The sequence below is a fragment of the Nonomuraea glycinis genome, assembly GCF_035920485.1.
GTDB lineage: Bacteria > Actinomycetota > Actinomycetes > Streptosporangiales > Streptosporangiaceae > Nonomuraea > Nonomuraea glycinis.
On the sequence record NZ_CP109166.1, the window covers coordinates 7,834,267 to 7,850,541 of the forward strand.

Consider the following 16,275-nt stretch of genomic DNA (forward strand, 5'->3'; position numbering starts at 1 on the left):
GACCTTCTGGGATCACCCGCACCGGCGGGCAAGAATCTCGCCACGCCCTATGACCGAGGCGGACGTACGGGAAGGCGAGGATCTTCAGCGGCTCGGAACAGTGCGACGGCTCGGGTGCCGATCTTGAAGGATGCTCGGGGGCGTGGTCCGTGGTCGGCGGGGACCTTGCGGCCCCGCACCGTCACCGCGATCACGCTGTCGTACGGGAGCACGGCCGTCAGGGCGTCGACCATGCCGGCGACTCCCGCCGCCGCGCCGGGTCCGCCCCACTGGGTCTGTTCGCCGTAGGGAACGTCGGTGATCACGATGTCGGGGGTGAGCCCGCCGAGTGCCCGCTGAAGCTGGCCGGGGTCGAACACGTCGGCCTGGCGCACCGCGTGCGGCAGATCCCCGCCGGCGGCGTCGAGTCCGGCGGCGAGCCGGTGGGCGGCGTCCGCGGCCGAGTCGTACGCCGGTTTGCCGAAGCGGGCGGCGCGCGCCCGCAGGTCGGCGGCGCGGGCGGCCAGGCCGGCCTGGCTCAGCAGGGCGAGATTGCGCTCGGCCAGGCTCCGCGCTTCAGGGTCGAGGTCGGAGGCCAGCACCGAGGCGAGCCGGCGCCGGTGCAGCAAGGCCACGACGGTCAGCAGATAACCGCTGCCACAGCACGGGTCCCAGAGCACGGCGGGCCGGTCGCCGCCGCGCAGGGCCAGCGCGCGCTGGAAGATCTCGCTGGCCAGCCGGACGGGGAACGCGGGAAACCCTGGGGCGGAGTGCAGCACCGCGCCACTGGCCAGGTCCTGATGGCCGGTCCGGACGGTCGCGTGCCGGTAGGTCATGCGGTGTGGTCGCGCCGCTGGCGGGCGGCCTCGTACAGCACCACGGTCGCCGCGCTGGCGGCGTTGAGGGAGCTGGCCGAGCCGGCCATCGGGATGCGCGCCATCGTGTCGCACGCCTGCCGCCATCCCGCGCTCAGTCCGGTGGTCTCGTTGCCGATGACCAGAAGAGTGGGGCCGGTCAGGTCCAGGCCGGCGATGTCGGAGGTGCCGCTCTCGTCGGTGCCCACCACCGTCAGCGCCATCCCCTGGGCGCGCAACCGCTCCACCCAGGCCAGCACTTCCCGGTGGGACGGGGTCCGCACCACCGGCAACGCCAGCAGCGACCCGGTGGAGGCCCGCACCGATCGGGGATCGTAGGGGTCGGCGGCGTGCCCGGTGACGATCAGGCCCGCGCCGCCGAACGCGTCCAGTGAGCGCGCCATCGTCCCGATGTTCCCGGGGGTGTTCGGCCGGTCGAACACGGCGCCCAGGAAGGACGGCCCCACCTGGACGCGGGACAGCTCGTCGGCCGGCAGCCCGACCACCGCCACCAGCTCGGGGACGTCCTCGTCCTTGCCGCCCAGCTCGCGCAGCAGGTCGGGGGCCATGGCCACCCGCTCGCCGCCGGCCGCCTTCAGCATCTGCTCCGCCCAGTTCGACAGCGGCCGCTCGGCGTCGTAGATGAGCGCGTGCACCGGCCAGCCGAACTCGACCGCCAGGCTGATCGGGCGCACTCCCTGGATCAGGAACTCCCCGGCCCGCTGCCGCTTGGCCCGATTGCCCAGCAGCGCCTGCCACTGCTGGAACCGCGCGTTGGCACGCGTGATACGCACGTCCCCCGATGCCGAATGCCCTCGATTCACCACGCTCTATAGAGTAGTGACTTCTCCGATTCCTGAAGGGAGCGGAGTCGCCTCTGGTCCCTGCCGTCAGCGGGCGGAGAAGTAATGGCCGTGGTCCAGATCGGCGAGCAGGCTGGGCTGAGCGGGTTCCCAGCCGAGGGTCCGGCGGGTGATGAGGTTGGACGCCGGGTAGCTCTGCGTGACGATGCTGGCGAGGAACCCTAAGTATCCCGGCACCATCAGTACGTCCGCGGGAATGCTCACGGCGGGCAGGCCCGGACGGCTGCCGATGGCCTCGTCCTCAGAATTGATGTGGCGCGAGAAGTGGTGGTGCGTGCGCCTCCATTTGGTTAACATATGAACCAGAACGTACGCCGCACTCGGTTACCATGTCAACCAGACGGTAAAGTGACGTGCGTGACCGAGCCGCGGTGGTTGGACGAGCGAGAACAGCAGGCCTGGCGCAGCTTGATGAAGATGCAGGACGGGCTGTCGGAGTTCCTCGAGCGGCAGCTGCGCAACCGGCACGGGCTGTCGGCCGCTGACTACCAGGTCCTGGCCCATCTCTCCGAGGCGCCCGAAGGCCGGCTGAGGTCGTTCGAACTCGGCCGGCTGTTGCGCTGGGAGAAGAGCCGCCTGTCACAGCACCTGGGCCGGATGCAAACTCGCGGCCTGGTGTCCCGCGAGCGGTGCCTCACCGACCAACGGGGGGCGGTGGTCGTCATCACTCCCCGGGGCAGCGACCTGATCAAGGTCGCGGCTCCGCAGCACGTGGCCGACGTCCGCGACGTGTTCATCGATCACCTCACTGCGGCAGAGATGGCGATGCTCGTCGCCCTCGGCGACAAAGTAGCCGAACGGCTGGCGGCGCTGGAACACAAGCACTGATACCCGATCCCGGACCTCATCGCTCACGCACTGCGTGCGCGTCGGCCTCGAACTCCTGAAGCCACGGCCGAGGGCTGAGGCCGTTCAGCACAACGGCAGCTTGCGGGGCCGGCAGCGCGTCCAGCCCGGCCGCGGAGTGCCACGTCAACTTGACGTTTCCTCCCGCCCCCGGTCATCGCCGTGCGCTTGGACACCTGGGCCGCCGCGCAGAGCGCCCCGGCCGCGGTGGCGGCCCGTGGGGCCCTTCTCCAACTCTGTCATGGGTCCATGACACCCTGGTTGGGTAACGACCGGTGTACATAGATTGCGCCCCGGCCACTCAGTCTGTACCGTAAGCAAACAGATCGGTGTACATAACACCGTCACCCCAGGTGCGCTCGGCACCATCGACCCAAGGGAGCGACCATGGGAAAGCTTGACGGCAAGGTAGCGGTCATCACCGGCGGCACCACCGGCCTGGCGCTGGCCGGCGCGAAGCTGTTCGTCGACGAGGGAGCGCACGTCTTCATCACCGGCCGCCGCCAGGACGCCCTGGACGAGGCCGTGAAGCAGATCGGCCGTAACGTCACCGGCGTCCAGGGCGACGCCGGCGACCTGGACGACCTGGACCGCCTGTACGACACGGTCAAGCGGGAGAAGGGCAGCCTCGACGTGCTGTGGGCCAGCGCCGGCATGGGCGAGCCCGCCCCGCTCGGCGAGATCACCGAGGCCCACTTCCACGCCGCGTTCTGGCTCAACGCCCGCGGCACCCTGTTCACCGTCCAGAAGGCGCTCCCGCTCTTCAACGACGGCGGCTCCATCCTCATGACCGGCTCCAACGCCTCCCTCGGCGCGTTCCCCGGCTGGAGCGTCTACGCCGGCAGCAAGGCCGTCCAGCAGGCCTGGGCCCGCGTCTGGCTCAACGAGCTCAAGGACCGCCGCATCCGCGTCAACGTCCTGACCCCCGGCCAGGTCGCCACCGCCAAGCAGGAAGAACTATTCGACGAGGCCACCAAGCGCCAGTTCGAGTCCCTCATCCCCCGCGGCCAGATGGGCCGCCCCGACGAAATCGCCACCGCCGCCCTCTTCCTCGCCTCCGACGACTCCAGCTACGTCAACGGCATGGAGCTCGTCGCCGACGGCGGCACCACCGCCATCTGACAACCGTTGATCTCGCGGCGCACGGGTAACGTCGCAGCAGGGAACTCGACGAGGGGACTGGGATGACACTGACCGTTGAGGACCGTACGGCCATCAACGAGCTGATCTCGTTGCACGGCCATCTCGTGGACGCGGGCGAGCTCGACCGCCTGGACGAGCTCTTCACCGCCGGCATCCGCTACGACGTCACCGACCTCGGTGGCGGCATCATCCAGGGGCTGGCGGCGCTGCGGGAGGCGGCGCTCGCGCTGGGCGAGGCGAACCCCGTCGGCCATCACGTCACCAACATCGTGCTCACCCAGCAGGCCGACGGCACGGTGCACGGCCTGTCCAAGGGGATCGGCGTGCAGGCGGACGGCACCTGCGCGAGTGTCACGTACGAGGACGTGATCGTGCGCGGTGACGGCGGGTGGCGCATCACCCAGCGCAAGGTCGTGCGGCGGCGGGCCCCGCTCGGCGGGCGGTGACGGCGGGCTTCAGGCGAGGGAGTCGATCCAGCGCGTGAGGCGGCGCCCTTCGGCGGTCATCAGCTCCGGGTCGCGGAAGGTGTTGGTGAGCAGCGAGATCCCCTGGTAGGCGGCGACCAGGGCGACCGCGAGTTCGCGGGAGTCGGCCCGGCCCATCTCCGCGAAGCGCCGCTCCACCCAGTCGATCAGCAGCCCCATGACGCCGGCCGCCACCCGGTCCAGGCCGTCGGCCCGTTTGCCCAGCTCCGAGCAGAGAGTGCCGGTGGGGCAGCCGTAGCTGACGGTGAGGTCGCGCTGGTCCACCCAGCCCTGGACGAGGGCTTTGAGGCGGTCCTGCGGCGTGGCGGCGTGCTGCTCCAGGATGGCGGTCATCGTGTGCAGGTGCTGCGCGTGCGCGCCGATCGCCGCCTCGATGAGCTGGTCCTTGGTCTTGAAGTAGTAGTAGACGTTGCCCACGGGGATCTCGGCCGCCTGGGCGATGTCGGCGAGCGTCGTCTTCTCGACTCCCTGCTCGTGCAGCACCCGCGTGGCGGCGGTCACCAACCGCTCACGCTTGCCCGGCTTGCGCGTCGCGCTCTTCACTGAGTCAGTCATCTCACTGACATGATAGGCGACCGGGTCGCCGCCGGCGCCGCTCACGGGTGCTGTTCGGCGACGGTCCGCATGGCGGCGAGCAGGTCGTCGGCGGACGGCTCGCTGGCGGGGTCGACGAGCCACAGCGCCGCGGCTCCGGCCAGCAGCATCTGGTAGAGGGCGCCGAGCCGTTCGTCGGGCTCATCGTGGCCGAACAGCTGGACGAGTCCCTCGCGCGCCTGCCGGTTGGCCTCGGCCAGGGTGGCGCGCAGGCCGGGGTCCATCTGCCCGGAGTCCATGTGCGCGAGCAGTTCGAACTGCACCGCCCACAGCCGCTTGGACTCCGCGAAGGACTCCACGACCCGGGGCCAGACGTCCGCGAACCGCTGCCCCGACAACTGGCCGAACCCGTCCGCCCATTCCTCCACCGCCCCCGTCAGGGCCGCGTTGAGCAGCGCCTCTTTCGACCCGAAGTGGTAGCCGATCGCGGCCAGGCTCACGCCGGACGCCGAAGCGATGTCGCGCGCGGTCGTCCGGGCGTACCCCTTGGCCAGCAGGCAGCGCTTCGCCCCCGCGAGCAGGTCTTCGCGATTTCCCATACGGCTGATTCTACAGATGTTCCAGACGTTCGTCTTGTACAAGTGTCTCACACATGCGTACTATCGAGGTATTCGGCGGCACGACGAGGGGAGAGCCTCATGAAGATCCTGATCTCCGGCAGCGGCATCGTCGGCACCACGCTGGCCTCCTGACTTACTGGTAGGTCCCTACGGCGACATCCAGCTGAACATGGACCGCCGTCTCGACCTCGCCGACACTGATCCGGCCACCGCGACTACCGCCGATTCCTCTTCACTCGATCAGGCCCCGCCACCCGGACAGGACGAATCCACTCCATGACCAGATGCGACCCAGCAGACCTCGCGTTTCGACGACGGTGGTAATGTGCCGGCCGCCGAGGTCGCGAGTGGTGCCCTGCTCGCAGCGGACCACGGTCACGGGCGGTCCTCGTGGCGCTCGGCGCGCCAGGGCGGACTTCTTTGCCCAGGCCTCGCCCACCACCCTGCGAGTGCGGCTGCGCGCCAGGGCCGGTGCAACCCCCGATCGGGTATGGCAGGCCGTACAGGAGGAAATCACGCACCTGCTCGAGGAGCAGAAGATCGTCGAGGTGACCCTGGAGCGCGCCGAGGGAAGAGCCGGAGCGGTCCCTCGGCGGCATGTACCGACGGATCATCCCGCTCGAAAGTACCTAAGCGCGTCAGATTCCCTGTCGTTCCCGTCTCCGTAAGTTTGTGGTCACAAGAGAGCACCACTGAGGAGACAGACATGAGCGACATGAACGAGCTGGTCCAGCGCTACCTGGCCGCGTGGAACGAGACCGACGCCGCCGCCCGGCAGGCCATGCTGGCTGAGGTGTTCGCCGAGGACGCGGTGTACACCGACCCGCTGGTCTCCGCGCAGAGCAGGGACGGGCTCGACGCCACCATCGCCGCGGTCCAGGGACAGTTCGGCGGGCTGGTCTTCAGCCTGGGCGGCGTGGTGGACGCTCACCACAACATCGCGCGGTTCACCTGGCACCTGGGCCCTGAGGGCGCCGAACCGGTCGTCATCGGCTTCGACGTCGTGGTGCTCGGCGAGGACGGACGGATCAGCCAGGTGCTCGGCTTCTTGGACAAGGTGCCAGCCGGAGTCTGACGGTCGTCCACCAACATTGGGAGGAATCATGTCCGCATACGTCATCGCTCGCCTGCAGGAGGCGGACCCGCACCCGGAGATCGCCGAGTACATCGAGCGCATCTCCGCCACCTTCGAACCGTACGGCGGCCGCTTCCTTGTGCGTGCCACGCAGCTGGAGGTGCTGGAGGGGGACTGGCCAGGGCACCTCGTGATGATCGGCTTCCCCGGGACGGCCGAGGCGCGGGCCTGGTGGGACTCGCCCGCGTACCAGGAGATCGCGCCGCTGCGCTCGCGGCACATCGACGGCGACATCATCCTGGTCGAAGGCATCCCCCACGGCTATGACCCGGCTTCGGCCGCCAAGGCGATGCGTCAAGCGGTGACGTCGTAGTTGAAGCCGAAGGCGCGCACACCGGTCTCCGTACGGGGCCGGTGGCTCGTCTTTGGGCCGAAGGCGACATAGGTGCCCGGTCCGTGGGTGCGGTCGCCCTCGATGAGCTCGCCGCTCACGACGAAGTACGCCTCGCCGTAGGTCTCGTGGACGTCGAGGTCCGGCCACTCGGCGCCAGGGGCCAGGTCGATCACCCATGGCCTGATCCCGGGCATGCCGGTAAGCATCCGCACCTGGATGCCGGGCGCCAGCTCGACCGGCGGGACCTCATCGACGTCCACGGGGAGTATTTGTCCAGGTAGAACCATCATGTTCACAGCTCCAACTTCTTGAGCTCGCTCCGGGAGACGATGCCGAGCTTGGGATAGGCCTTGTAGAGGTGGTAGCCGACCGTCCGGTGGCTGAGGAACAACTGCGCGGCGATGTCACGGTTGGACATGCCCTGCGCCGCGAGCCGCGCGATCTGCAGCTCCTGCGGGGTGAGGCCGGCGGCCGCGCCTTCGGCGGGCTTGGACCCCTCGTCCTGGGCGCCCGTCGCGCCGAGCTCGCCACGGGCGCGTTCGGCCCACGGCCGCATGCCGAGCCGGTCGAAGACCTCAAGGGCCTCCTTCAACCAGCCGCGCGCCTCTGCCTTGCGCCGGGCCCTGCGCAGCCACTCGCCGTAGAGCAGCGCGGTTCTGGCGTACTCCAGCGCCCGACCGTCCTGGTCGTGCAGTTCGAGCGCCGCGGTGTAGAGCGCCTCTGCCTGGTCGTCGTCGGCGAGTAGCGCACGGCACCGCAGCAGCAGCGCGTCGGCCCACGGTTGGCGGACCGAGGAGGCCCACCGCTCGAAGCGCGCGAGAGGCTCGGCTGCGCATTCGGGCGTCCCCACCCGTACGGCTGACTCCACCAGGTCGGGAGTGGAACGGGTGGCGCAGATGTGATGGCGTATCGGCTCGCGGGTTAGCCGCTCGAATCGGGCCAGCGCCGCCGCGGCGCGACCGAGGCCGAGGTCCAGCAGCCCGAGCGACCAGTGAGCCCACGGCGCGCCGGGGGAGATGGCTCCTGCGACTGCCCCAGCCAGCCCCTCCTCGGCGTTGCTCCGGCAGGCCGCCTCATCGCCCCTAGCCGCGTCGAGGTAGGCCAGCACGCTGCTGAACTGGCTGTCCCACTGCTGCTGGCCGGTGTCGCGGGCGAGCTGCAGCGCCTCGGTCGCCGTGGCGAGCGCGTCCAGGTGCCGTCCGGTGAATACCTCGCCTTCGGCCACGAAGAAGAGCACCGTCGGAAGCCGTCCCGCGCCGCCTCTCGCGCGGTGCTCGGCGGCGACCGAGGTTGCCAGCTCGTAGGCGGCGGCGTCCTGGCCCAGCGCGAGCGCCGCTCCGCAGAGGATCATCAACACCTGGTCGGGGGTACGGCCGCGCAGCCGTACCGCAGCAAGGGTTCCGCCCAGCGGCGGCGGCCGCTCGGAACGGCCACGGACGAGGTGGAGCAGGTAGGGCCCCACCGGCGCGAGCGGATCCGCATCGGCCAGCGGCAGCGCTGCCAACAGGTCCAGCGTCGCGGCGAGCTGCGACTCCCCGAGGTACCAGGAGGTGTGAACGGCCTGGGTCAGCATCACGGCCGCCTGGCCGGGATCGGTATCGCGGATGAGCTCGGCGCCGTCCAGCAGCAACCGGTGCGCTGCGGGATAGGAGCCCTGCCAGAAGTCGGCGAGTGCCCGTACCTGGGCGATCCGCGCATTGACCGAGGGATCCTTATCCAGCCGCCTGGCCGCGCGGCCCCCCAGCGATTTGGCGCGCTCCAAGTCGCCGGCCTCAAGCGCCGCCTCCGCGGCGAGGGCCTCGCGGTGAGCCCTGGCGTCGGGCTCCACGCTCAGGCGGGCAGCTCGTTCGTACGCCGCCGCTGCCGCCGCGTAGCCGCTGCGTTCGCGAGCGCGGGAGGCGGTGCGTTCCAGCGCGGCGGCGGCCTCCTCGTCGGCCCCGGTGGCCGCGGCCGCAAGATGCCAGGCCCGCCGGTCGATGTGCTCGGGCGAGTCAAGGGCAGCCGCGAGCACGCGGTGTACGGCAAGGCGCTGCCCGAGCGGCGCCCGCTGGTAGACGGCTGCGCGGATCAGCGGATGACGGAAACGGATCGTGGTGCCCTCCGCATCGCCGCGAAGCACCAGACCGGCCTGCTCGGCGAGGGACAGGTCATCCACGGTCGCACCCAGTGCGGCGGCGGCACGCAGGATTATGGCGAGTTCACCGGTCTCGGCCGCCGCCGCCACCAGCAGCAGGCTCTGGCACGCCCCCGTCATCCGGCTGACCTGCCCGTGGAAGGCCAGCTGCAGACGGCTGGTGAGTGGAAACGCCCCCGGCGAGAAGACGCTGCCACCCTCGGCGGCCAGCGAGGCAGGGAGTTCAAGCAGGGCAAGCGGGTTGCCGCCCGCCTCGGCGAGCAGGCGATAGCGTACAGCTGGCGCGAGCGGATGCCGATCCAGCAGCGCCGCAGCCGCCTCAGGGGCCAGCCCCGACAGGCGCGACTCCGCAAGGCCGGGAGCGGTGAAGGACCCCTCACCGTCACGAGCAGCGAAGATCATGACCGTACCCTCGGCATGCAGACGCCGAGCGGCGAACAGCAGCGCGTCCCGCGACGCCCGATCGAGCCACTGCGCGTCATCGACAAGGCACAGCAGCCCCGTCCCGTCCGCATGCTCCGCCAGCAGGGACAGCACCGCCAGCCCCACCAACATCGGCTCGGACTCGACCGCAGGACCGAGCCCGAACGCCCCTTCCAAAGCCGCACGCTGCGGCGCTGGCAGCGCGGCGAGAGATCCGAGCGCCGGGCGCAGCAGCAACTGCAGCCCCGAGAACGGCAGCTCCGCCTCGAACTCGACCCCCGTACCGCGCACCAACCGCAGGTCCCCCGCCGTCGCAGCGGCGTGGTCGAGCAACGCCGTCTTGCCAATGCCAGGATCACCGCGCAGCACCAGCGCTGAGCTGGTACCTGCCCTGGCTCCCGCCAGCAGCTCGGCGATCGCGTCCTGTTCGGCCTTCCTCCCGTGCAACTCTCCCGCGCCCATGATCCCATCATGGCATTCGTCCATGAATGTCCGGTACATGATGGTTAGCGCCTGGTTGTCGGCAAGAACGGGTCGCCAAAGTAGATTCCGACACATGCTCTTCGGCTACGCACGGGGTATCTGACCGCGGACCAAAACCCCGATCACCAGATCGACGCGCTCATCCGCGCGGGCGTCGATCTGGAGCACATCCATCTCGACCGGGCCTCCGGCGCGAAGGCCTTGGCGCGGGCCCGCGGCCGGGTCGGCGGCCGTCGCCCCCGGCTGACCGAGGACCAGGCGGCGCTTGCCCAGGAGCTCTACGACGCCCGCGTCAAGACGGTCCAGCAGATCGCCGACCTGTTCGGTGTGCCGCGGTCCACGGTGTACGGACACCTGAACAAAGAGGCGACGGTGCCACGCCAGTCGAAGAAGAAGGCAGTCACGCAGGACTCGTGACCAGCGGATCAATCGCAAATGGCGGCTGGTGGTAGCAGCCTTACGGGTGGGCCGTCTCCGCCCGGACGCGCACCTCGCCCCGGGCCACCGCCGCGAGCCTGTGGGCGCCTTCGGCCAGGTCGGCGGTGTCGGCGGCGGCCGCGAAGCTGAGCCTGAGGTAGGCCCCGGACGGTTCGGCGGGGAAGAAGCGGCGGCCGGCGTCGACCGCCACGCCGTGCTCGCGGGCGGCGGCCGCGAAGGCGGCGTCGTCGGCTCCCGGCGGCAACTCCACCCACAGGTGCAGGCCGCCCGCCGGGGAGCGGGTGAGCCGCCAGCCGGGCACCCGCGTGGCCAGCGCGCCGACCAGGAGGGTGCGGCGCTCGCGCAGCGCCGCGCCGAGTGCGCGCAGGTGGCGGTCCCAGGCGGGGGTGCTGAGCAGCTCGATGGCCGCCTCCTGCAGGGGGCGGGCGGTGAAGAAGTCGTCGACGAAGCGCATGCCCGCCAGTCGCCGCAGCACCGGGCCGCGGGCGATCACCGCGCCGATGCGCAGGCTGGGCGCGGCGGGCTTGGTGAGCGAGGTCAGGTGGATCACCGTGCCGTCGCGGTCGTCGGCGACCAGCGGGGGCGGCAGCGGGCCGCCGTGTCCGAGGTGGCGGGCGAAGTCGTCCTCGATGAGGAAGGCGCCCGCGGCCCTGGCCACCTCGGCGACCTGCCCGCGCCGCTCGGGCGCGAGCACCGTGCCGGTCGGGTTGTGGAACGTCGGCTGGCAGTACAGGACCCGGGCGCCGGTCATGGCGAAGGCGTCGGCGAGCAGGCCGGGGCGGATGCCGTCGCCGTCCATCGGCACGGGCACCGGGCGCAGCCCCGCGGCGCGGGCGGCGGCCAGCGCGCCCGGATAGGTGGGCGACTCCATCAGCACGGCACAGCCGGGCGCGGCGATCGCCCGGAAGAGCATGGACAGGGCGCCCTGCGCGCCACCGGTGACCAGCACATCCTCGGCGGTGACGGCCCCGCCCGCCTGCCTGGCGAAGATCGCGCGCAGGGGCGCCAGGCCGGCCGTGGGAGCGCGGTGCCAGGCGTCCGGCCGACGGGCCGCGCGGGCCAGTGCGGCGCCCAGGGCCCGGGTCGGCTGGAGCGTCTCGTGCGGGTAGCCGCCCGCCATGGCGATCATCCCCTCGGGCAGGGGGCGCGGCGGCTCGACGGCGACGCCCGGGTCGAAGTCGCGCCCGGACAGGGCCACCGACTGCCAGGAGGTGTCCGGCACGCCGTCGGCCGGCCGCTCCCGGCGAAGGGCGACGAACGTGCCGCTGCCGGGGCGGGTGACCACCGCCCCCTCGGCGGCCAGGGTGGCGATCGCCCGCGAGACGGTGCCCGGCCCCACCCGGTAGCGCCGGGTCAGCTCGCGGCTGCTGGGCAGCCGGTCGCCCGGCGCCAGCCCGGTCAGCAGCGCGCGGAGGCTGGAGGCCAGATCGGTGGAAGTGCTACTGTCGGACATGAAGACTCATGGTAGCGCTACCGACTCTGGGGCGGAAACACTACTGGACGTCGCCGCGCTGCGCGCCGACACCCCGGGCTGCGAGCAGGTGGTGCACTTCAACAACGCCGGCTGCGGCCTGCTGGCCGCCCCCGTCCTCGCCACGATGCTCGACCACCTCAACCTGGAGGCGCGCCTCGGCGGTTACGAGGCGGCCGCCGCCCGCGCCGAGCAGGTCCGCGCCTTCTACACCGAGACCGCCGCGCTGATCAACTGCGCGCCGGGCAACATCGCCTTCGCGGGCAGCGCCACCCATGCCTACGCCACCGCGCTGTCGTCGATCCCGTTCGAGGCCGGGGACGTCATCCTGACCACCCGCAACGACTTCATCTCCAACCAGATCGCCTTCCTGTCGCTGCGCAAGAGGTTCGGGGTGCGGCTGGTGCACGCTCCCGACCTGCCCGAAGGCGGCGTGGACGTGGCCGCGATGGCGGCGCTGATGCGTGCCCACCGGCCCCGCCTGGTGAGCGCCACCCACATCCCCACCAACTCCGGCCTGGTCCAGCCGATCGCCGAGATCGGCGCGCACTGCCGCGAACTCGGCCTGCTCTACCTGGTCGACGCCTGCCAGTCCGTCGGGCAGTTCCCGATCGACGTGGCCGAGATCGGCTGCGACCTGCTCACCGCCACCTGCCGTAAGTTCCTGCGCGGCCCGCGCGGCTCGGGCTTCCTGTACGTGTCCGACCGGGTCCTGCGCGACGGGTACGAGCCCCTGTTCATCGACATGCACGGCTCCCGCTGGGTCTCGCCGGACAGCTACCGGCCGGTGGAGTCGGCGGCCAGGTTCGAGGAGTGGGAGTTCCCGTACGCCACCGTGCTGGGGTGCGCGGCGGCCGTCCGCTACGCCCGCCAGGTCGGCGTGGCGGCGATCGCCCGGCGCACCCCGGCGCTGGCGGCGCGGCTGCGCGCCCGGCTCGGCGACCTGGCGGGCGTGCGCCTGCTGGACCGGGGCCGGACGCTGGGCGCGCTGGTGACCTTCGAGGTCGAGGGCTGGCAGGCGGAGCCGTTCAAGGCGGCGATGGACGCGGCGGGGGTCAACTCGGCGCTCAGTTTCCGGGAGTTCGCCCAGTTCGACTTCGCGGACAAGGACGTCGAGTGGTGCCTGCGCCTGTCACCGCACTACTACAACACCGAGGACGAGGTGGACCGGGTGGCGGACATCGTGGCCGGGCTGCGTACGTCCCGTTGAGCAAGGCGAACACGCGGGGGCGCCGGTCGCCGTCCGGGGTCCGTCAGCCGACGCGGCGACGGCTCAGCACCGCCGCGATGGGCACGGCTGCGGCCAGGCCGCTCAGCAGTACGGCGGCGAGCGCTCCGAGGATGGCAGGCTGATTGCCGAAGGCGAGGCCCACGGCGGCGAGGGCCGGTCCTGCGTTGCGTACCGCCGCGACCGAGCCCATGGTGGTGCGACGTGCCGGTGGTCCGGTGGCAAGGGCTGTGCCCAGGGTGAAGGCGACGGCGGAGAAGACGAATCCGGCGAGCAGGCTGAGTGAGCCGATCAGGGCGACGACATCGCGCCAGTTGCCCAGGAGCATGCCCGCGAGCACGATGAGGAATGTCACGTTCGACGTCTTGGCGGCCACGGGATGCCAGGACAGGGCTGTGGACGGCGCGTAGTGGCGGACGATCAGTCCGACGGTGAACGGCACGAGTTGAAGCACCGCCACGGTCAGCATCAGCGCCGGGACGTCAAGTGCGACTCCGCCGCCTACATCCGCTGCCTTGAGCAGGACGTTCGCGGTGGGACCGAAGGTGATGCTGCCGATGGCGGCCAGCAGTACTTGCACCGTCGCGCCCGCGACTACGTCGCCGTTCTGCACCATGCCGAGTTTGGCCCCGAACGGCCCGCCGGGTGAGGACGCGATCAGCAGCAGCGCGATGCAGGCCGCCGCGGGCAGGCCGAACAGCGCGGCGACGCCCCAGCCGAGGAGCGGGATGGCTACCAGGTTGGCCATGAGCACGAGCACGAGCAGCACGACGTTGGTGAGGACGGCGCGCAGGGCCGGCAGCGTCGCCCCGAGGCCGGCGGCGAACATGGTGGCCACGATGAAGACGACCGTGACGGCGTTGAACAGCAGGTGCAGCGTGTTCATGAGGATTCCCGGTCGTCGTGCCGGAGCGGCGTCGCCCCGGTCAGTCCGATAGTTCGCCGAGCCGGCGCAGCGCGGTCAGTCCGGGCATGAAGCAGTATTCGCCTCCACGCGTGACGACGAATTGCGGCAGGGCGAGCAGGCGTCTCCGTACGGGACGCCGGGGGATGGTGTAGTCACCGGATCCGTCGCCGGAGCCCACGACGGGGTCCTTGGCGTCGCCCGCGCCGAAGAAGACGCCGTCGTTCATCCATTCGGACTGGACGAATTCGAACTGCCGTCCGAGATGAGCTCCGACGAAGGCAAACATCAGCCCCCGGTCGGCGCCGTCGTCCTCCAGGACGCCTTCGGGAAGTGGCGGGCCGTAGACGGTGCCGCGTCTGATCATCCGGTGCAGCCTCGGCACGCCCGCCACCGCCGCGTCCCGGGGGTTGCCCCGGCGGATGTGACTGCCGCAGGGAGTGATGAATCCCGCCGGGTCGTCCTGTTGATAAAGGAAGCTGTTGCGGTACGGGTCGGCGTCGAGGCCGGGATCGTCGTGCGATGGGCTGAGGGCCAGGGGTGCGCCGCTGCGCCAGCGCCCCATGATCTTCGCTGCCAGCAGTTCCTCGTCCTCGGGGCCGGTGGCGTTGTCCCTCAGGTAGCGCCGGAAGGCGCCGACGCGCTGGTGCAGCTTGCGGAAGGCCACGTAGCTGCCGTTGCGTCCCAGCACCTCAGGCTGGAGAGTCTGGATGCCGCCGAGCTCGTCGGGGTAGCCGAGCACGAATTCGCCGGCCTTGAGCGGCCTTTCCAGCGTGTTGGATCCGGCGATGCCGCTGCCCTCGACGGCGGGATGGCTGATGCCGTCGCGGTAGCCGAAAGGTTCGGTCTCGGTGGGCAGCGCGTGGCAGTTCTGCCGCCAGATCGCCGTCACTCCGGGCAGGGCCTCGTAGGCAGGGCGGGCGCGGTCGATGGCGGCCTCCAACTGGGCGCCGTCGGGTGCGAGTGCCACCAGCACCACGTGGACGTCCGGCGTGCCGAGCGGCGACTCCCAGTTGGCGGGGCTGCTCTCGCCGACGTCGCCCAGCACTGTGGCCCGGGCCGCCATGCCCTGCCTGAACTCCCAGGCGAAGCTGTCCAGCCAGTCCTGCCGAACACCGAGTGCCTTCAGGCCGTGGTAGGTGAGCGCGACGCTGACCCAGGCCTCACCCAGCGGGCTGATCGTGTCGGCGGCCGAGGTCACCACGGCGCTCGCGCGCCGCATCAGCTCCCGCCCGTGGTCGCGGTCGTCGATGCGGAACAGGATGTAGGTCGCCGCGTACGGCGTCGGCCGGGGACTGAGGACCCCGCGCTGGACGTCGTCGAGTTCCAGCTCGACGTGAGTGGCGTCGCTCACTTGGACCCGCCTCCCTATGGCGCTACTTCGCCTGGACGATGTTGCTCCAGAAAGAGCGCAGGCTCTCGTCTATCCCGAACAGCGAGCTGAAGATCGTGGTGTCGGCGAAGATCACGTCCCCGGCCCGGCCACCACCGGGCGGCATCCACAGGAACATGTTGAACTCGGTGTTCCCCTCCTCGGTGAACGGGTGCGGCGGCCTGGACAGGTCGATCGGCTGCCTGCCCAGCACGTGGACGGCGTTCGGGTCGTCGGTGGTCACGGCGTAGTGCGGCAGGTGCATGTGGAAGTTGAAGCTGGACACCCCTTCCAGCCACCCCTTGGTGTCCAGATCCCTGGCGATCGACAGAGGGACGCTCTTGCCCCCGTCCGTCACCGCGGGACGGAGCCCGTAGCGGTTCTCGACCGGGATCCCCAGTCCCGCCATCAGCGATCGGGTGTACCTGCCGAAGCGTTGCCGGCGGGGCACCAGCGCGTCGCCGTGGTGGTGGTACTCCATGTCCAGCACCGCCATGTCGTCCGACGCGCCGACATCATGATGCGGCCCCAGAGCCAGGCACGTTCCTTCGCGGGTGAGGAACTCGCGCACCGCCTCGATCTCCGCAGGCGTGGCGTTCTGCCCGGTGATCATGTGGTCCAGCCCCCACACGAACAGCGTGTCGGTGTCGGCCAGCACCCGCTCGTCCAGCGGCGTATGGAAGCCCGCCTGATCGACGCGCTGGTACACGGGCACGGGGTGTCCGGTGGTCTCCTGGGCGAACTGCTGGAAGGGCAACCAGCCCCAGAAGAACAGCTCCAGCCCACCCGCGATGCCTTGCTGGAAGCGCAGCGGATCCGACCACTTCGGGTCCTCATAGGCCGGCCACGCCACGCGACGCACTTCGGTCATCGTGGAGAACCGATTGTCCAGCTCCGCGACATTCCTTCCCGCCTCGGCGGGATAGCTCCACGCCACGTAGATGCTCAACCGGCGCCGACCCGGGCTGTAAGGGCGCGGCACATGGTTCTGGTTGTAGGTGCGCGCGGTCATGGACTCACTCATCTCGT

At 70.7% G+C, this 16,275-nt stretch carries 19 protein-coding genes; 7 read left to right on the forward strand and 12 right to left on the reverse strand.

Features of this window, described 5'->3' with window-relative positions; all coding sequences use genetic code 11:
* Positions 1–47: 47 nt before the first annotated feature.
* From OHA68_RS36890 to OHA68_RS36900, 3 genes are all read right to left on the reverse strand, one after another.
* Entirely contained in the window at positions 48–815 is a 768-nt protein-coding gene (locus OHA68_RS36890; RefSeq protein ID WP_327104379.1) for an rRNA methyltransferase, read from the reverse strand.
* Positions 812–1,627, reverse strand: a complete 816-nt coding sequence (locus tag OHA68_RS36895; protein WP_327104380.1) for a TrmH family RNA methyltransferase — start codon at positions 1,625–1,627, stop codon at positions 812–814. The genes OHA68_RS36890 and OHA68_RS36895 overlap by 4 nt, the downstream gene beginning before the upstream one ends.
* Before the next feature lie 96 nt (positions 1,628–1,723).
* Positions 1,724–1,993, reverse strand: a complete 270-nt coding sequence (locus tag OHA68_RS36900; RefSeq protein ID WP_327104381.1) for a hypothetical protein — start codon at positions 1,991–1,993, stop codon at positions 1,724–1,726.
* Positions 1,994–2,053: 60 nt separating this feature from the next.
* Between OHA68_RS36900 and OHA68_RS36905 the strand changes: the two genes are divergently transcribed.
* The 3 genes from OHA68_RS36905 to OHA68_RS36915 all read left to right on the forward strand — a co-directional run bounded on the left by OHA68_RS36905 (position 2,054) and on the right by OHA68_RS36915 (position 4,131).
* On the forward strand, positions 2,054–2,524 hold the full coding sequence (locus OHA68_RS36905) for a MarR family winged helix-turn-helix transcriptional regulator (protein WP_327104382.1): 471 nt from the start codon (positions 2,054–2,056) through the stop codon (positions 2,522–2,524).
* A 405-nt stretch (positions 2,525–2,929) separates the two neighbouring features.
* A complete protein-coding gene (locus tag OHA68_RS36910) occupies positions 2,930–3,664 on the forward strand; it encodes an SDR family NAD(P)-dependent oxidoreductase (protein ID WP_327104383.1) in 735 nt (244 codons plus the stop codon).
* A gap of 62 nt (positions 3,665–3,726) precedes the next feature.
* On the forward strand, positions 3,727–4,131 hold the full coding sequence (locus OHA68_RS36915) for a nuclear transport factor 2 family protein (RefSeq protein WP_327104384.1): 405 nt from the start codon (positions 3,727–3,729) through the stop codon (positions 4,129–4,131).
* Between the two features lie 9 nt (positions 4,132–4,140).
* Here the strand turns inward: OHA68_RS36915 and OHA68_RS36920 are convergent, their stop codons facing one another.
* From OHA68_RS36920 to OHA68_RS36930, 3 genes are all read right to left on the reverse strand, one after another.
* Entirely contained in the window at positions 4,141–4,725 is a 585-nt protein-coding gene (locus OHA68_RS36920; RefSeq protein ID WP_189140714.1) for a TetR/AcrR family transcriptional regulator, read from the reverse strand.
* 41 nt (positions 4,726–4,766) lie between these two features.
* Positions 4,767–5,303 carry a TetR/AcrR family transcriptional regulator gene (locus OHA68_RS36925; RefSeq protein WP_327104385.1) on the reverse strand — a complete coding sequence of 179 codons (537 nt, stop codon included), beginning with the start codon at positions 5,301–5,303 and terminating at the stop codon, positions 4,767–4,769.
* A gap of 253 nt (positions 5,304–5,556) precedes the next feature.
* Positions 5,557–5,703, reverse strand: a complete 147-nt coding sequence (locus tag OHA68_RS36930) for a hypothetical protein (protein WP_327104386.1) — start codon at positions 5,701–5,703, stop codon at positions 5,557–5,559.
* A gap of 327 nt (positions 5,704–6,030) precedes the next feature.
* Between OHA68_RS36930 and OHA68_RS36935 the strand changes: the two genes are divergently transcribed.
* Positions 6,031–6,399, forward strand: coding sequence for a nuclear transport factor 2 family protein (locus tag OHA68_RS36935; protein ID WP_327104387.1), 369 nt, complete (start codon positions 6,031–6,033; stop codon positions 6,397–6,399).
* Positions 6,400–6,427: 28 nt separating this feature from the next.
* Positions 6,428–6,772, forward strand: a complete 345-nt coding sequence (locus OHA68_RS36940; protein WP_327104388.1) for a DUF1330 domain-containing protein — start codon at positions 6,428–6,430, stop codon at positions 6,770–6,772.
* On the opposite strand, the gene OHA68_RS36945 is transcribed toward OHA68_RS36940, so the two are convergent.
* Complete coding sequence (locus tag OHA68_RS36945) at positions 6,754–7,053, reverse strand: cupin domain-containing protein (RefSeq protein ID WP_327104389.1); 300 nt, start codon at positions 7,051–7,053, stop codon at positions 6,754–6,756. The genes OHA68_RS36940 and OHA68_RS36945 overlap by 19 nt on opposite strands.
* Before the next feature lie 32 nt (positions 7,054–7,085).
* The gene (locus tag OHA68_RS36950; protein ID WP_327104390.1) at positions 7,086–9,836 is read right to left on the reverse strand and encodes an AAA family ATPase; all 2,751 of its coding nucleotides are present in this window, start codon (positions 9,834–9,836) and stop codon (positions 7,086–7,088) included.
* A 198-nt stretch (positions 9,837–10,034) separates the two neighbouring features.
* Here OHA68_RS36950 and OHA68_RS36955 point away from each other — a divergent pair, with 198 nt between their 5' ends.
* A complete protein-coding gene (locus tag OHA68_RS36955; RefSeq protein WP_327104391.1) occupies positions 10,035–10,250 on the forward strand; it encodes a helix-turn-helix domain-containing protein in 216 nt (71 codons plus the stop codon).
* 40 nt (positions 10,251–10,290) lie between these two features.
* On the opposite strand, the gene OHA68_RS36960 is transcribed toward OHA68_RS36955, so the two are convergent.
* On the reverse strand, positions 10,291–11,724 hold the full coding sequence (locus OHA68_RS36960) for an aminotransferase-like domain-containing protein (protein WP_327104392.1): 1,434 nt from the start codon (positions 11,722–11,724) through the stop codon (positions 10,291–10,293).
* Here OHA68_RS36960 and OHA68_RS36965 point away from each other — a divergent pair.
* The gene (locus OHA68_RS36965; RefSeq protein ID WP_327104393.1) at positions 11,723–12,952 is read left to right on the forward strand and encodes an aminotransferase class V-fold PLP-dependent enzyme; all 1,230 of its coding nucleotides are present in this window, start codon (positions 11,723–11,725) and stop codon (positions 12,950–12,952) included. The genes OHA68_RS36960 and OHA68_RS36965 overlap by 2 nt on opposite strands.
* A gap of 43 nt (positions 12,953–12,995) precedes the next feature.
* Here OHA68_RS36965 and OHA68_RS36970 read toward each other — a convergent pair whose 3' ends face one another.
* From OHA68_RS36970 to OHA68_RS36980, 3 genes are read right to left on the reverse strand one after another with little or no spacing between them, the layout of a single operon-like run.
* Positions 12,996–13,856 (reverse strand): bile acid:sodium symporter, encoded by an 861-nt coding sequence (locus OHA68_RS36970; RefSeq protein WP_327104394.1) that lies wholly within the window; start codon positions 13,854–13,856, stop codon positions 12,996–12,998.
* Between the two features lie 40 nt (positions 13,857–13,896).
* Positions 13,897–15,228 carry a Dyp-type peroxidase gene (locus tag OHA68_RS36975; RefSeq protein ID WP_327104395.1) on the reverse strand — a complete coding sequence of 444 codons (1,332 nt, stop codon included), beginning with the start codon at positions 15,226–15,228 and terminating at the stop codon, positions 13,897–13,899.
* Between the two features lie 22 nt (positions 15,229–15,250).
* A complete protein-coding gene (locus OHA68_RS36980) occupies positions 15,251–16,270 on the reverse strand; it encodes a hypothetical protein (protein WP_327104396.1) in 1,020 nt (339 codons plus the stop codon).
* Positions 16,271–16,275 lie beyond the last annotated feature (5 nt).

Bases quoted from the DNA above. Each gene is read 5' to 3' on its own strand.
- OHA68_RS36925 (WP_327104385.1), bottom strand. From the start codon at position 5,303: ATGGGAAATCGCGAAGACCTGCTCGCGGGGGCGAAGCGCTGCCTGCTG.
- OHA68_RS36910 (WP_327104383.1), top strand. From the start codon at position 2,930: ATGGGAAAGCTTGACGGCAAGGTAGCGGTCATCACCGGCGGCACCACC.
- OHA68_RS36890 (WP_327104379.1), bottom strand. From the start codon at position 815: ATGACCTACCGGCACGCGACCGTCCGGACCGGCCATCAGGACCTGGCC.
- OHA68_RS36920 (WP_189140714.1), bottom strand. From the start codon at position 4,725: ATGACTGACTCAGTGAAGAGCGCGACGCGCAAGCCGGGCAAGCGTGAG.
- OHA68_RS36965 (WP_327104393.1), top strand. From the start codon at position 11,723: ATGAAGACTCATGGTAGCGCTACCGACTCTGGGGCGGAAACACTACTG.
- OHA68_RS36950 (WP_327104390.1), bottom strand. From the start codon at position 9,836: ATGGACGAATGCCATGATGGGATCATGGGCGCGGGAGAGTTGCACGGG.
- OHA68_RS36980 (WP_327104396.1), bottom strand. From the start codon at position 16,270: ATGAGTGAGTCCATGACCGCGCGCACCTACAACCAGAACCATGTGCCG.
- OHA68_RS36900 (WP_327104381.1), bottom strand. From the start codon at position 1,993: ATGTTAACCAAATGGAGGCGCACGCACCACCACTTCTCGCGCCACATC.
- OHA68_RS36915 (WP_327104384.1), top strand. From the start codon at position 3,727: ATGACACTGACCGTTGAGGACCGTACGGCCATCAACGAGCTGATCTCG.
- OHA68_RS36960 (WP_327104392.1), bottom strand. From the start codon at position 11,724: ATGTCCGACAGTAGCACTTCCACCGATCTGGCCTCCAGCCTCCGCGCG.
- OHA68_RS36935 (WP_327104387.1), top strand. From the start codon at position 6,031: ATGAGCGACATGAACGAGCTGGTCCAGCGCTACCTGGCCGCGTGGAAC.
- OHA68_RS36940 (WP_327104388.1), top strand. From the start codon at position 6,428: ATGTCCGCATACGTCATCGCTCGCCTGCAGGAGGCGGACCCGCACCCG.
- OHA68_RS36970 (WP_327104394.1), bottom strand. From the start codon at position 13,856: ATGAACACGCTGCACCTGCTGTTCAACGCCGTCACGGTCGTCTTCATC.